Source organism: Aestuariivirga litoralis (genome assembly GCF_003234965.1).
GTDB lineage: Bacteria > Pseudomonadota > Alphaproteobacteria > Rhizobiales > Aestuariivirgaceae > Aestuariivirga > Aestuariivirga litoralis.
Genome location: NZ_QKVK01000009.1, coordinates 41413 through 55429, shown reverse-complemented (window position 1 = coordinate 55429; position 14017 = coordinate 41413). Strand labels below are relative to the sequence as shown.

At 66.7% G+C, this 14017-nt stretch carries 11 protein-coding genes; 5 read left to right on the top strand and 6 right to left on the bottom strand.

Annotation, left to right across the window (positions count from 1 at the left end):
• Positions 1-146 precede the first annotated feature (146 nt).
• Positions 147-1271: a sulfate adenylyltransferase subunit CysD gene (gene cysD, locus DK847_RS17080; RefSeq protein WP_111199754.1), complete on the top strand. Its 1125-nt coding sequence runs from the start codon at positions 147-149 to the stop codon at positions 1269-1271.
• Complete coding sequence (cysN, locus tag DK847_RS17075; protein WP_111199753.1) at positions 1271-3175, top strand: sulfate adenylyltransferase subunit CysN; 1905 nt, start codon at positions 1271-1273, stop codon at positions 3173-3175. Before cysD ends, cysN begins: the two co-directional genes overlap by 1 nt.
• Positions 3176-3297: 122 nt before the next feature.
• Here the strand turns inward: cysN and DK847_RS17070 are convergent, their stop codons facing one another.
• The 6 genes from DK847_RS17070 to DK847_RS17045 form a co-directional block, all read right to left on the bottom strand.
• Complete coding sequence (locus DK847_RS17070; protein WP_245414657.1) at positions 3298-4401, bottom strand: HPP family protein; 1104 nt, start codon at positions 4399-4401, stop codon at positions 3298-3300.
• A 6-nt stretch (positions 4402-4407) separates the two neighbouring features.
• Complete coding sequence (locus DK847_RS17065) at positions 4408-5013, bottom strand: 2-hydroxychromene-2-carboxylate isomerase (protein WP_111199752.1); 606 nt, start codon at positions 5011-5013, stop codon at positions 4408-4410.
• Entirely contained in the window at positions 5010-6554 is a 1545-nt protein-coding gene (locus DK847_RS17060; protein ID WP_111199751.1) for an AMP-binding protein, read from the bottom strand. Before DK847_RS17060 ends, DK847_RS17065 begins: the two co-directional genes overlap by 4 nt.
• A complete protein-coding gene (locus DK847_RS17055; protein WP_111199750.1) occupies positions 6551-7315 on the bottom strand; it encodes an SDR family NAD(P)-dependent oxidoreductase in 765 nt (254 codons plus the stop codon). Before DK847_RS17055 ends, DK847_RS17060 begins: the two co-directional genes overlap by 4 nt.
• Before the next feature lie 131 nt (positions 7316-7446).
• Positions 7447-8979, bottom strand: a complete 1533-nt coding sequence (gene hutH, locus DK847_RS17050) for a histidine ammonia-lyase (protein WP_111199749.1) — start codon at positions 8977-8979, stop codon at positions 7447-7449.
• Entirely contained in the window at positions 8976-10340 is a 1365-nt protein-coding gene (locus tag DK847_RS17045) for a formimidoylglutamate deiminase (RefSeq protein WP_111199748.1), read from the bottom strand. The genes hutH and DK847_RS17045 overlap by 4 nt, the downstream gene beginning before the upstream one ends.
• A 46-nt stretch (positions 10341-10386) precedes the next feature.
• On the opposite strand from DK847_RS17045, the gene hutI reads away from it, so the two are divergent.
• The 3 genes from hutI to hutU are packed head-to-tail and all read left to right on the top strand — an operon-like array spanning position 10387 to position 13993.
• Positions 10387-11580, top strand: a complete 1194-nt coding sequence (gene hutI / locus DK847_RS17040; RefSeq protein ID WP_111199747.1) for an imidazolonepropionase — start codon at positions 10387-10389, stop codon at positions 11578-11580.
• Complete coding sequence (gene hutC, locus DK847_RS17035; protein ID WP_111199746.1) at positions 11580-12311, top strand: histidine utilization transcriptional repressor HutC; 732 nt, start codon at positions 11580-11582, stop codon at positions 12309-12311. Before hutI ends, hutC begins: the two co-directional genes overlap by 1 nt.
• Before the next feature lie 11 nt (positions 12312-12322).
• Positions 12323-13993, top strand: a complete 1671-nt coding sequence (hutU, locus tag DK847_RS17030; RefSeq protein WP_111199745.1) for a urocanate hydratase — start codon at positions 12323-12325, stop codon at positions 13991-13993.
• Positions 13994-14017: the final 24 nt, after the last annotated feature.

The following is a 14017-nucleotide window of genomic DNA, read 5'->3' as shown; positions in this document are numbered from 1 at the left end:
CAAGAGGCACAAATCCGATTACACATCGGATAAATCCTATCAACCAGAGCCTGAAAACGGCATGCTCACAGAAATTTTCCTATCAAGACGGCCAATCTTGCGCTAGTTGCCCTGTCATTCACCCCATTCAAAGGGAAAATCCTATCATGGACAGTGTCGCACAATCCTTCCTGGCGGAGATCGAGCGTTACCTCTCTTCCGCTGGGGTAGATCCCACGGCGCTCGGCAAGCAGGCGCTCGGCGATCCCAATTTCGTCTTCGACCTGCGCAAGGGGCGGTCGCCCTCCACCCGCACCATCGAGAAGGTGCGCAACTGGATCACCCAGCAATCCACGCCCGCCGGTGCGCCGAAGGCGCTGCACCGCGATGCCAAGACGCTGACCCATCTGGAGCGCCTCGAAGCCGAGTCGATCCACATCATCCGCGAGGTTGCCGCCGAGTGCGAGAAGCCGGTGATGCTCTATTCGATCGGCAAGGATTCGGCCGTGATGCTGCATCTCGCCATCAAGGCTTTCTACCCCTCAAAGCCGCCCTTCCCGCTGCTGCATGTCGATACCGGCTGGAAGTTCCGCGACATGTACGCCATGCGCGAGGCGACCGCGAAGAAGTATGACTGGGAGCTGATCGTCCACAAGAACCCGGAAGGTGTGGCCAAGAACGTCAACCCCTTCGACCATGGTTCGGCGCTCCACACCCAGATCATGAAGACCGACGGCCTGAAGCAGGCGCTCGACAAGTATGGCTTCGATGCAGCCTTCGGCGGCGCTAGGCGCGACGAGGAGAAGTCGCGCGCCAAGGAGCGCATCTTCTCCTTCCGCGACTCGCGGCACCGCTGGGACCCGAAGAACCAGCGCCCCGAACTGTGGGACCTCTATAACGCCCGCAAGAACAAGGGCGAGTCGATCCGCGTCTTCCCGCTGTCGAACTGGACCGAGCTCGACATCTGGCAATACATCCACCGCGAGAACATCGACATCGTGCCGCTCTATTTCGCCGCCGAGCGCCCGGTGGTGGAGCGTGACGGCCAGCTCATCATGGTCGATGACGAGCGCATGCGCCTCAATCCCGGCGAAACGCCCCAGATGCGCAAGATCCGCTTCCGCACGCTGGGCTGCTATCCGCTGACCGGTGCCATCGACTCGAACGCCACCTCCCTCCTCGACATCGTGGAGGAGATGCTGGTGGCCACCTCCTCCGAGCGCCAGGGCCGCGTCATCGACAAGGACGCCTCCGCCTCCATGGAAAAGAAGAAGCAGGAAGGATATTTCTGATGACGCGCTTCATCGAATTCACCGGCGGCGACGTCGAGGCCTATCTCCACGCCCAGGAACAGAAGGACCTGCTGCGCTTCATCACCTGCGGTTCGGTCGACGACGGCAAGTCCACCTTGATCGGGCGGCTGCTCTATGAAGCCAAGATGCTGTTCGAGGACCAGCTCACCGCACTCGAGGCCGACTCGAAGAAGATGGGCACGCAAGGCGGCAACCTCGACTTCGCCTTGCTGGTCGACGGCCTCGCCGCCGAGCGTGAACAGGGCATCACCATCGACGTCGCCTACCGGGCGTTTACCACCGACAAGCGCAAGTTCATCGTCGCCGACACGCCCGGCCATGAGCAGTACACGCGCAACATGGCGACGGGTGCGTCCACCGCCGACCTCGCCATCATCCTGATGGACGCGCGCAAGGGTGTGCTCACCCAGACGCGCCGCCACACCTTCATCTGCACCCTGCTGGGCATCAAGCACCTCGTGGTGGCGGTGAACAAGATGGACCTGATGGATTTCGACCAGGCCGTCTTCAAGCGCATCGAGGAGGATTACCGCGCCTTCGCCAAGTCGATCGGTGCCGACGAGATCACGGTGATCCCGGTCTCGGCCCTCCTCGGCGACAACATGATCACCCGCTCCGCCAACATGCCCTGGTACCACGGCCCCACGCTGATGGCGCATCTCGAGACCGTGCCGGTCGGCGACGATCTTGCCGACAAGCCGTTCCGCCTTCCCGTCCAGTGGGTGAACCGCCCCAACCAGAATTTCCGCGGCTTCTCCGGCACCATCGTGTCGGGCACGGTGAAACCGGGCGATGCCGTCAAGGTGCTGCCCTCGGCGCGGAGCTCCGTGGTCGAGCGCGTCGTCACCTATGACGGCGACCTCGACGAGGGTGTGGCCGGCCAGTCGCTGACCATCACGCTGAAGGACGAGATCGACATCAGCCGCGGCGACGTCATCTGCACGGCCAATGACCCGGTCGAGGTCTCCGACCAGTTCGAGGTCGAGATCCTCTGGATGAGCGACGAGCCGATGCTGCCCGGCCGTCCCTATCTCTTCAAGTCCTCGACCAAGACCGTGCCGGGCACGCTCGAGGAGCTGAAATACAAGGTCAACGTCAACACCATGGAGCATGTGGCGGCGAAGACGCTGGCGCTCAACGAGATCGGCGTCTGCAACCTCGAACTCGATGCCCAGATCGCCTATGCGCCCTATGTCGAGAACCGCAACCTCGGTTCCTTCATCATCATCGACCGCTTCTCCAACAACACGGTCGGCATGGGCCTCATCCGCTTCGCGCTGCGGCGTGCGGCGAACATCCACTGGCAGGCGGTGGACGTGAACAAGCAGGCGCGCGCTTCCCTCACCGGCCAGAAGCCCGCGGTCCTCTGGTTCACGGGGCTTTCGGGGGCGGGCAAGTCGACGATCGCCAACCTCGTCGAGAAGCAGCTCCACGCCGCCGGCCACATGACCTACCTGCTCGATGGCGACAATGTCCGCCATGGCCTCAACCGCGACCTGGGCTTCTCGGACGCCGACCGGGTGGAGAACATCCGCCGCGTCGGCGAGGTCTCGAAGCTGATGGTGGATGCGGGCCTGATCGTGCTCGTCTCCTTCATCTCGCCCTTCCGCTCCGAGCGCCTGATGGCCCGCGAGCTGCTGGAGGACGGCGAGTTCATCGAGATCTTCGTCGACACATCGCTGGCGGAAGCCGAGAAGCGTGACGTGAAGGGCCTCTACGCCAAGGCCCGCCGCGGCGAGATCAAGCACTTCACCGGCATCTCGTCGCCCTACGAGGCGCCGGAGAAGCCGGAGATCCGCGTCGACACCACCAAGGTGACGGCGGAAGGCGCGGCCGACCTCATCGTGCAGTACCTGAAGGACAAGGGGCGGCTGGCGAAATAGGCCCAGCACAACCCTCGGATCTCATCATGGCCGGGCTCGTCCCGGCCATCCTTTTTGGAGCCCGCGAAAGGATCGCCGGAACACGCCCGGCGATGATGCCATGGGTGGTCGAAGGTCTTGCCTTACGTCTTCACAGGACGCGCCGCCCCCGTCACCGCCAGCCTCGCCAGGGCGACGATCATGTCCGTCTGCGTCACCAGCCCGACGAGCTTGCCACGGCCGTCGGTGATCAGCACCGCGTGGTGGCGGCCGTCGCTCAAGTGATCGACCAGGCGCAGCACGCTGTCGTCCGGCAGGGCCGTCACAGCATCGCTCATCATCTCGGAAACCGAACCAAGCGGGTGATCGGGCTCATGCATCTCGACGACGCCGGCAACGCGGCCCTCCCCATCGACCACCGGCAGGATGCGCAGGTCATGCGCCAGCAACAGGCGGTGCGCCTCGCTCCATGGGGCATCGGCGCGCACCGAAAGGACATCGCGTGACATGACGTCGGCGCAGCGCGGCACGCTTGCCGTGCGCTCGAGTGCCGAGAGTTCGGCGCGGCGCACGATGCGGTGGAGGTCGTCACGCGAGATGTCCAGCGGCTCGTCGCCTTCCGCCAGTGCGGCATCGATGTCGCCTTCGGTGAGTTCGACGCGAAGCTGCGGGGCCAAGTCCTTGGTGCCGTGTGTCTGCGCCATCACCACCTTGGCCCTGTGCGGATAGCTGTGCTTCGAGAAGCGGTGGAAGACGAGGCCCAGGATCACCAGCAGGATCGAATTCAGCGCCACCGGCACAAAGGCGAAGCCGAAACTGTATGACGCCGCCGCCGGCCCGCCCAGCACGCCGAGCAACGAGGCGGCACCACCCGGCGGATGCAGGCAGCGCAGCAGCGACATGACGGCAATGGCGAGGGCAACTGCGACTGCCGCTGCGAGCGCCTTGTCCGGGATCAGATGCGCGACGGCGATGCCGACGAGGGCCGAGATGGTGTTGCCGCCGATGATCGACCAGGGCTGGGCGAGCGGGCTTGCCGGCACGGCGAAGAGCAGCACGGCGGAGGCACCGAGCGGCGCCACCAGCAGCGGCAGGTGCTGCATGTTGCCCACCGCCCAGCCGGAAATGAGCCCGGTGACGCCGATGCCGATGAGCGCGCCCAGGCAGGCGATGCTCCGGTCACGGAATGTGGTGCCCGCCATGCGTGGCGTGAGGGCGCGCACCACGCCCATCAAGGTGTCCTGCATGGCGGCTCAAACTAGAGGGATTTTGCCGCGCGAGATATGAATATCCAGCAGGTCCAGCCTGTCGTTTCCAAAATACAATCTGGTGCCGGTATCGAGCGTGGGCACGCCGAAGACGCCGCGCGCGATGGCCTCGGCCGTGTTGTCGTCCAGCCGCTGCTTGTAGACCTCGCTCACCGCGGCGGCCTTCACCGCCTGTCCGTCGAGCCCGGCTTGCGCTCCCCAGCGCGCCAGCTGGTCGAGATCGGTGATGTCGGCCTCATCCGCCCAGTAACCCTTGAGCACAAGGCGAACGAAGTTCTCCGCCTTGCCTTGCTCCTCGGCAAGAATGCAGGCGCGCAGCGCGCGGGAGTTGCGCAGCGGATAGTGCGGGTGATAGCGCAGCGGCACGCCCTGGAGCTCCGCGTGGTCGAGGATGTCCTGCCGGAACCACGCAACGCGCGCCGGTGTGGCTTCCAGCGGCTTCACGCCGCCGATCTCGTCAAGCAATCGCGGCAGGTGCAGCGGCCGCCAGTGCAAGGCAAGGCCATGCTTGCGGGCGAGGTCGCCGACGCGGAAGGAGGCGAGATAGACCCAGGGCGAATGGACGTCGAACCACAAGGTGAGCTCCGTCATGCCAGCCTCTCCATGCGCTTCTCCCTCGCCCAATCGCGCAATTCAACCTTGCGGATCTTGCCCGACGGCGTGAGCGGGAAGCGCTCCACCGCGAAGATCACGGCGGGCACCTTGAACTTCGCAATGCGCGCGGCGCAGAGCGCCTGCAAGTCGGACGCCGCGACGGGCGCGGCCAGCTTCACCGCCGCGCCGACGATCTCGCCGTAATAGTCGTCCGGCACCCCGAAGACCGCGACCTCGGCCACCGCCTCGTGGCCCTGCAGCACCGCCTCGATCTCGGCGGGATAGATGTTCTCGCCGCCACGGATGATCATGTCGCGCAGCCGTCCGCCGGCGATGACGAGGCGGCCGTCGTCACGCAAGTAGCCGAGATCGCCGGTGCGCAGCCAGCCGCCGTCGATGATGGTCTCGGCCGTGGCCTCGGGCTTGTTGTAGTAACCCTCCATCACCATCGGCCCCTTCGCCTGGATTTCGCCGATCTCGCCCGCGGGCAAGTCCTCCAGCGTTTCCGGATGCACGATGCGGAGGTCATAGCCCGGCAACGCCCTGCCCGCCGTTTCCCAGCGCAGCGGATCGTCGTGCTCGGGGCAGACGAAGAGCGTGCCGCCCTCGGTCTGGCCATAGACCTGGGAGAGGCCAGGCATGGGGAATTCTTCCGCGCAGCGCCGCAGCACATCCGGGTTGCAGTCCGCCCCGCCGCAGCTTCCGGCCTTCAGGCTCGACAGGTCGTAGCCGGCCCGCGCCGGGTGGTCGAGCATCGCCAGATAGGAGGTGGGCACGCCGGAGAGATGCGTGCAGCGCTCGCCCTCGATGACGCGGAACATGTTCTCCGCATCGAAGCTCGGCACGCCGACATAGGCGGCACCCTGCGACAGGCAGCCGAGAAGATTGAGGATGCAGCCCGCACAATGGAACAGCGGGATGATCGAGGTCCAGCGGTCGCCCGCTTCCACCCCCAGCCGGAGCGCGCTGTTGGCCGCCACCAGCATCATGGCGCGATGAGAAAGCAGCGCACCCTTGGGAAAGCCCGTGGTGCCGGAGGTGTAGAGCAGTGCGGCGGTGGCATGCGCATCGGGCACGACCGGCGTGAAGGCGTGTCGCTCGGCAACGAGACGGGGATAGTCCTCCTCCAGCGTGAAGACATGCGCCAGCAGCGGCAGCTGCGGGCGCAAGGCCGTGACATTCTCGAGATAGGGATTGGAGCGATACTGCGTGGAGCAGATCAGCGCCTTCGAGTCCGACTGCTTCAGCGCATAGGCAAGGTCATCCTTGCGGTAATGCGTGTTGAGCGGCACGAAGGTGGCACCCAGCGCCGCGCAGGCCATCTGCACCACCGCCCATTCGACGCGGTTCTCGGCCAGCAAGGCGATGTGATCGCCAGCGCCAAGGCCGCGCGCGGCAAGCGCACCCGCCAGCGCCTGCGCGTCATCACGATACTGCGCGAAGCTGCGCCGCGCCTCCTGGTGCGGGAAGACCAGTGCATCCGCATCAGGCCAGGCCTTCGCCGCATGCTGCAGTGCCGTCCACGGATGCAGCATCATTGCGCGCACCAGCCGCCATCGGCGAGGAGAATCGTGCCGGTCACGAAGCTCGCGGCATCGGAGGCGAGGAACACGGCGGGCCCCACCATCTCCTTCATCTCCGCCATGCGGCGGAGCGGTGTTCTCGCCGCGATCTCCTTCTCGGCCCGTGCCAGATAGGCCTGGCCCTCGGCCGTCATCGAATGCCTGGTGTAGCCGGGGTTGAAGGCGTTGACGCGGATGCCATGCGGACCCCACTCGCTCGCCAGCCCCCGCACCAGCATGTCGATGCCGCCCTTGGCCGCGCAATAGGGTGTCAGGTCCTCGAAGGCCGCGACGGAGGCGTTCGACGAATTCATCACGATCACGCCGCCCCTGCCCTGGGCGATGAACTGGCGCGCCGCCGCCTGCGCGCAAAGGAAATAGGACCTGAGGTTGCCGCCGATCACCGTGTCGAACTCGGCGGCGGTAAAGTCGATGGCCTTCTTCTTGACGTTCACGCCGGCATTGCAAACGAGAATGTCGATCCGGCCATAGCGGCGCACCGCGGCGGTGATCAGCGCATCCGCCCCTTCGGGCGTGGCGACGTCGGCCAGCACGGGCAGCGTGTCATGGCCCTTGGCGCGGAGTTCGGCGGCGGTCTTCTCGGCCGTCTCGTAGCTCCGCGCGCAACCCACCACGATGGCGCCGGCCTCGGCGAAGCCATGCGCCAGCTCCCGCCCGATGCCGCGGCTCGTTCCGGTGATGACCGCCACGCGGCCGGTAAGGTCGAAGAGGTTCATCGATGAGTTCAGCTTTCCCGAGTACCACCCTTTAGCACCGTCATCCCGGCGAAAGCCGGGACCCCGCTTCGAGCCCCTGCCACGCGGAAAGCGGGGCCCCGGCTTTCGCCGGGGTGACGACCCTATTGTATCTACCTGCAGCCCAGCGCGCCGAGCAACTCCGGCACCAGCTGTGCAAAGCTGCCCTGCTCGACGAGCGTGGCGACGGCCTCGGTGTCGGTGGCGAATTCGCGGTCCTCGTCGCGCTTGGCCGATTTGGCACGCACGATGCGGTGCGCCTCCTCGATGGGCGCGGAAGATGCCAGCGGCCGGCGGAAGTCGATGCCTTCTGCCGCTGCCATCAGCTCGATGGCGATGATGCGGGAGAGATTGGCGTTCATCAACCCCAGCCGCCGCGCGCCATGGGTGGCCATGGACACATGGTCTTCCTGGTTGGCCGATGTGGGTGCCGAATCAACCGAGGCCGGATGCGACATCTGCTTGTTCTCGCTCATCAGCGCCGCCGCCGTGCATTGCGGGATCATGAAGCCGGAGTTGAGGCCGGGGTTGCGGATGAGGAAGGGCGGCAGCAGCGAGATCGAGGAATCGATCAGCGCCGCGATGCGCCGCTCGGACAGCGAGCCGATCTCGGCAATCGCCATGGCGATGATGTCCGCCGCGAAGGCCACGGGCTCGGCATGGAAATTGCCGCCGGAGAGCACGGCACCATCCTCGGCGAAGACGAGCGGGTTGTCGGAGACCGCATTGGCCTCGATCACCAGTGTCCTCGCGGCATTGGCCAAAAGGTCGAGGCAGGCGCCCATCACCTGCGGCTGGCAGCGGAAGGAATAGGGGTCCTGCACCCGGTCATCGCCCTCGAGGTGCGAGGCGCGGATCTGGCTGCCGCCGAGCAGGCGGCGGTAATGCGACGCCGCCAGCTGCTGGCCCGGATGGGGCCGCAGCGCATGGATGCGCGGGTCGAAGGGCGTGTCGGAGCCCATCACGGCATCGACCGACATGGCGCCCGCGAGGATCGCGGCCTCGGCATTGCGTTCGGCGGCGACGAGGCCGGCGAGCGCCAATGCGGTCGAGACCTGCGTGCCGTTCAGCAGCGCGAGGCCCTCCTTGGGGCCGAGCGCCACGGGGGCGACGCCCGCAGCCTTGAGAGCTTCGGCGCCGGACACGCGTGCGCCCTTCACCATGGCCTCGCCTTCGCCGATCAGCACCAGGCTCATGTGGGCGAGCGGTGCCAGATCGCCCGAGGCGCCAACCGATCCCTGGCCGGGGATCACCGGCAGCACGTCCGCATTGATGAGGGCGGCCAGCGCCTCCATGGCAGCGAGCGAGATGCCCGAGGCGCCCTGTGAGAGCGCATTGAGCTTCATCAGCAGGATCAGCCGGGTGACGCCCGCCGAGAGGGGTGCACCCACGCCTGCCGCATGCGAGCGCACGATATTGACCTGCAGCCGGTCGAGGTCGACCATGGCGATGCGCGTCTTGGCCAGCTTGCCGAAGCCGGTGTTGACGCCATAGATCGCATCGCCCGTGGCCAGCAGCCGCTTCACCGTCTCGGCCGAGCGGATGATGCGGGCGCGCGCGCCGTCCGACAGCGTGACCTTGATCGGGCCTGCCAGCGCGGCGCGGATGTCGGCAAGGTCCAGCGGGCGTTCACCGATGGCGATCATGTGTCGAGCCTCCTCAAGGCAGCGCGGAAGTTCCGCGCGATGGTCTCTTCGTTGACGTGGTGGCGGTCCTTCACGACCTGCGTGCCGCCGACGATGACGTCCTTCACCAGCGCATTGCCGCCGGAAAAGATCCAGGTGTCGAGGGCCGCATCCTCGCGCCGCCCCGCCAGCAGCGGGTGATCTGCATCGAGCACCGTGATGTCCGCCCTGTATCCGGGGGCGATGGCGCCCACCGGCTGGCGCATCGAGCGCGCCCCGCCCTTGAGCGCCGCGTCAAACAGTGTGCGCCCCGTGGACTGGCCGGGGCCGGCCGCCAGCGCATTGCGGGTGCGGTCGCGCAGGCGCTGGGAATATTCCAGCATGCGCAGGTCTTCCGCAGGTGAAACGGTGATGTGGCTGTCGGAGCCGATGGCGATGGCCCCGCCTTCGGCCATGAAGCCGGTGGCGGGGAAGATGCCGTCACCGAGATTGGCCTCGGTGGTCGGGCACAGCCCGGCAATGGCGCCGGAGCGGGCCAGCGCGGCCGTCTCGGCCGGGGTCATGTGGGTGGCGTGGATCGCCGTCCAGCGGTCGGAAAGTGCGAAGCTCTCCATCAGCAGCTCCACCGGGCGGCGGCCCGAGAAGGCGAGGCAGTCGTCCACCTCCTTCACCTGCTCGGCGACATGCACGTGGATGGGGGCATCGTCCGGCAGCCCGGCAACCACCTCGCGCAGCAGCTCCGGCGTCACCGCCCGCAGCGAGTGGGGCGAGATGCCGACGCGGCGAAGGGGGTCTCCCTTTGCCTGTATAGACAGGTTGTCCACGATCTTCAGGAAGCGCTCCGCCTGGTTCAGGAAGCGCCGCTGGCCTGCCACCGGGTCCTGCCCGCCGAAGCCGCCGAAAGCATAGAGCGTGGGCAGGATGGTGATGCCGATCCCTGCATGTTGCGCCGCAGCAAAACAGCGGAGGCTCATCTCGGCCGGGTCGGCGTAGGGGGTGCCGTCCGGCTGGTGGTGCAGGTACTGGAACTCGCCGACGATCGAGAAACCGGCCTTCAGCATCTCCACATAAAGCTGTGCGGCCACCGCTTCGAGGTCGTCGGGCGACAGGCGCAGCGCGAAGCCATACATCGCCTCCCGCCAGGTCCAGAAACTGTCCGCCCCCGGCCCTGCCCGCTCGGCAAGGCCCAGCATGAAGCGCTGGTGGGCGTGGGAATGGACGTTGGGCATTGCCGGCACGGCGATGCCGGAGAGGCGTTCGCCCTCCGCACGGCCCGCCGCGACGCCCGAAATCATGCCGCCGCTGTCGACGGTGACGGTCACATCCCGTTGCCAGCCTTGCGGCGTGAGCGCGCTGGCGAAGTGAAATTTCCGGCTTTCCATGGGTCGGACTATACTGTATATACAACCTTATACAAGAGGCTTCGTCATGCTGCTCACCAACCTCACGGCCGCCACCATGAAGGACGGCTATGGCCTGATCGAGGACGCCGCGATCCTCATCGAGGGCGGCCGCATCGCCTGGGTCGGCCCCCGGTCTGAAGCGCCCTCAGGCCATGACGCGACCGACTGCGAGGGCAGGCTGGCCACCCCGGGCCTCATCGACTGCCACACCCACCTCGTCTATGGCGGCAGCCGGGCGCATGAGTTCGAGCAGCGCCTCACCGGCACATCCTATGCGGAGATCGCCAGGGCCGGCGGCGGCATCGCCGCCACCGTGCGGATGACGCGGGCCGAATCGGAAGCCGATCTGGCCGCCTCGGCGCTGCGCCGGCTGGACAGCCTGCTGGCCGAGGGGGTGACGACCATCGAGGTCAAGTCGGGCTACGGGCTCGACCGCGACACCGAGATCAAGATGCTCAAAGTGGCCCGGGAGCTTTCCCAGTGGCGCCCGGTCGACGTGGTCACCACCTATCTCGGCGCCCATGCCCTGCCGCCGGAGTTCAGGGAGAACCGGGCGGGCTACCTCGACCTCGTCTGCAACGAGGTGATGCCCGCAGTGGCGGAGGCGAAGCTCGCCGACGCCGTTGACGCCTTCTGCGAGGGCATCGCCTTCTCGGTCGATGAGACCCGCCGGGTCTTCGAAACCGCCAAGGCGCTGGGTCTCCCCGTCAAGCTCCATGCCGAGCAGCTCTCCAATCTCGGCGGCTCGGCCATGGCGGCCTCATTCGGGGCCCTGTCGGTCGACCACATCGAATATCTCGACCAGCCGGGGGTGGATGCCATTGCCCGCTCCGGCACGGTGGCGGTGCTGCTCCCCGGCGCCTTCTATTACCTGCGCGAAAAGCAGGCGCCGCCGGTCGATGCCCTCCGCAAGGCAGGGGTGCCCCTGGCGGTCGCCACCGACCTCAACCCCGGCACCTCGCCCGTGCACTCGATCCTCACCGCCATGAACATGGCCTGCGTGCTCTTCGGCCTCACGCCGGAAGAAGCACTGAGGGGCGTCACCGACAATGCCGCCAAGGCGCTCGGCCTCTATGACCGCGGACTCCTCACGCCGGGCATGCGCGCCGACATCGCGCTGTGGAACACCGCGCGGCCGGGCGACCTCGCCTATCCGCTGGGATTCAACCCGCTCGCCGCCGTCATCCACCATGGCGAACTGGTGCGGGGCATCCTCTGATGAGCGAGGCCCAGCCGCTCTACGCCAAGGTCAAGGACCACATCCTGGAGAACATCCGCTCCGGCGCCTGGGAGGCGGGCCGCCGCGTGCCCTCCGAGAACGAGCTGGTCGAAAGCTTCCGCATCAGCCGCATGACGGCCAACCGCGCGCTGCGCGAGCTCACCGCCGAGGGCTTCCTCAGCCGTGTCCCCGGTGTGGGCACCTTCGTCAAGGAGTCGCCCGCCCTCTCCAGCCTGATGGAGCTCCGCAACATCGCCGAGGAGATCGCCCAGCGCGGCCACCGCTATTCCTCACGCCTCATCCGCAAGGGGCTGGTCGATGCCAATCCGGCGCTGGCCGAGGAGTTCGAGGACCGGGCGCTGAAGCAGCTCTTCCACATCGTCATCGTGCATGAGGAAAACGGCGTGCCCGTCCAGCTCGAGGACCGCCACGTCAACCCGTCGCTCGTCCCCGACTTCCTCGACCATGACTTCACAGAAACGACACCAACTGCCGTGTTGCTCGCCGCAACGCCGGTGGATGAGCTGGAGCACACGGTGGAGGCAACGCTTCCGACAACCGAACAGCAACGGCTGCTCAACATTGCCGCACTCGAACCATGCCTGGCGCTCTACCGCCGCTCATGGAGCCGGGCACGCGTCGCAACCGTCGTCACCCTCACCTACCCCGCCAGCCGCTACGCGCTGTACAGCCGCCACCGCACCAACGCGCGCGGCACCTTCTCGCAATAGGAGCCCTTCCCATGACCACCCGCCGCGACAACACCCGCGTCATCAAGGCGCCCACCGGCACCACGATCTCGGCCAAGAGCTGGCTCACCGAGGCGCCCTTGCGCATGCTGATGAACAACCTCGATCCCGGTGTTGCCGAACGCCCGGAAGAGCTTGTCGTCTATGGCGGAATCGGCCGCGCCGCGCGCAACTGGGAAGCCTTCGACAAGATCGTGGCGGGCCTCCGCTCGCTCGAGGAGGACGAGACACTGCTCGTCCAGTCCGGCAAGCCCGTCGGCATCTTCCGCACCCACAAGGATGCGCCGCGCGTGCTGATCGCCAACTCCAACCTCGTACCGCACTGGGGCACCTGGGACCATTTCAACGAGCTCGATAAGAAGGGCCTGATGATGTACGGCCAGATGACGGCCGGCTCGTGGATCTATATCGGCACGCAGGGCATCGTGCAGGGAACCTACGAGACCTTCGCCGAAGTGGGCCGCAAGCACTACAACGGCAACCTCAAGGGCAAGTGGTTCCTCACCGCTGGCCTCGGCGGCATGGGCGGCGCGCAGCCGCTCGCCGCCACCATGGCCGGCGCCTCGATGGTCGCCATCGAATGCCAGCCCTCGCGCATCGAATTCCGGTTGAAGACACGCTACCTCGACACCAAGGCCAACTCGATCGAGGAAGCGCTCGAGATCATCGACCGCTCGCACAAGCAGGGCAAGCCCATCAGCGTCGGCCTGCTCGGCAACGCCGCAGAACTACTGCCCGAATTCGTCAAGCGCGGCATCCGCCCCGATGCGCTCACCGACCAGACCTCGGCGCATGACCCGATCAACGGCTATCTCCCCGCCGGCTGGACACTGGCCGAATGGGAAGAGAAGCGCGTCACCGACCCGCAGGCGGTGAAGGCCGCCGCCATGGCCTCGATGAAGGCGCATGTGCAGGCCATGCTCGACTACTGGCACATGGGCGTGCCGACGCTCGACTATGGCAACAACATCCGCCAGATGGCGCTCGAGATGGGCCTCAAGAACGCCTTCGAATTCCCGGGCTTCGTGCCAGCCTACATCCGGCCGCTGTTCTGCCGCGGCATCGGGCCCTTCCGCTGGGCCGCACTCTCCGGCAACCCGGAGGACATCTACAAGACCGACCAGCGCGTGAAGGAGCTGATCCCCGACGATCCGCACCTCCACAACTGGCTCGACATGGCGCGCGAGCGCATCGCCTTCCAAGGCCTTCCCGCGCGCATCTGCTGGGTGGGCTTGGGGCAACGCCACCGCCTCGGCATGGCCTTCAACGAGATGGTAAAGAACGGCGAGCTCGAAGCACCCATCGTCATCGGCCGCGACCACCTCGACTCCGGCTCCGTCGCCTCGCCCAACCGCGAGACGGAAGGCATGATCGATGGCTCGGACGCAGTGTCCGACTGGCCGCTGCTCAACGCGCTGCTCAACACCGCGTCGGGCGCCACATGGGTGTCGCTGCACCATGGCGGCGGCGTCGGCATCGGGTACTCCCAGCATGCCGGCATGGTGATCGTCGCCGACGGCACGGACGATGCCAGGCGCCGCCTCGAGCGCGTGCTGTGGAACGACCCCGGCACCGGCGTCATGCGCCATGCCGATGCGGGTTACGAGATCGCGGTGGAGTGCGCCAGGGAACAGGGGCTGAAGCTTCCGGGGATCACGGTGTAAGTTACAGCGACTCTCACCCCACTC

Coding starts and splice junctions, on each gene's coding strand:
- hutC (WP_111199746.1), top strand. CDS start 11,580: ATGAGCGAGGCCCAGCCGCTCTACGCCAAGGTCAAGGACCACATCCTG.
- cysD (WP_111199754.1), top strand. CDS start 147: ATGGACAGTGTCGCACAATCCTTCCTGGCGGAGATCGAGCGTTACCTC.
- DK847_RS17070 (WP_245414657.1), bottom strand. CDS start 4,401: ATGCAGGACACCTTGATGGGCGTGGTGCGCGCCCTCACGCCACGCATG.
- hutI (WP_111199747.1), top strand. CDS start 10,387: ATGCTGCTCACCAACCTCACGGCCGCCACCATGAAGGACGGCTATGGC.
- hutH (WP_111199749.1), bottom strand. CDS start 8,979: ATGATCGCCATCGGTGAACGCCCGCTGGACCTTGCCGACATCCGCGCC.
- DK847_RS17055 (WP_111199750.1), bottom strand. CDS start 7,315: ATGAACCTCTTCGACCTTACCGGCCGCGTGGCGGTCATCACCGGAACG.
- cysN (WP_111199753.1), top strand. CDS start 1,271: ATGACGCGCTTCATCGAATTCACCGGCGGCGACGTCGAGGCCTATCTC.
- DK847_RS17045 (WP_111199748.1), bottom strand. CDS start 10,340: ATGGAAAGCCGGAAATTTCACTTCGCCAGCGCGCTCACGCCGCAAGGC.
- hutU (WP_111199745.1), top strand. CDS start 12,323: ATGACCACCCGCCGCGACAACACCCGCGTCATCAAGGCGCCCACCGGC.
- DK847_RS17060 (WP_111199751.1), bottom strand. CDS start 6,554: ATGATGCTGCATCCGTGGACGGCACTGCAGCATGCGGCGAAGGCCTGG.
- DK847_RS17065 (WP_111199752.1), bottom strand. CDS start 5,013: ATGACGGAGCTCACCTTGTGGTTCGACGTCCATTCGCCCTGGGTCTAT.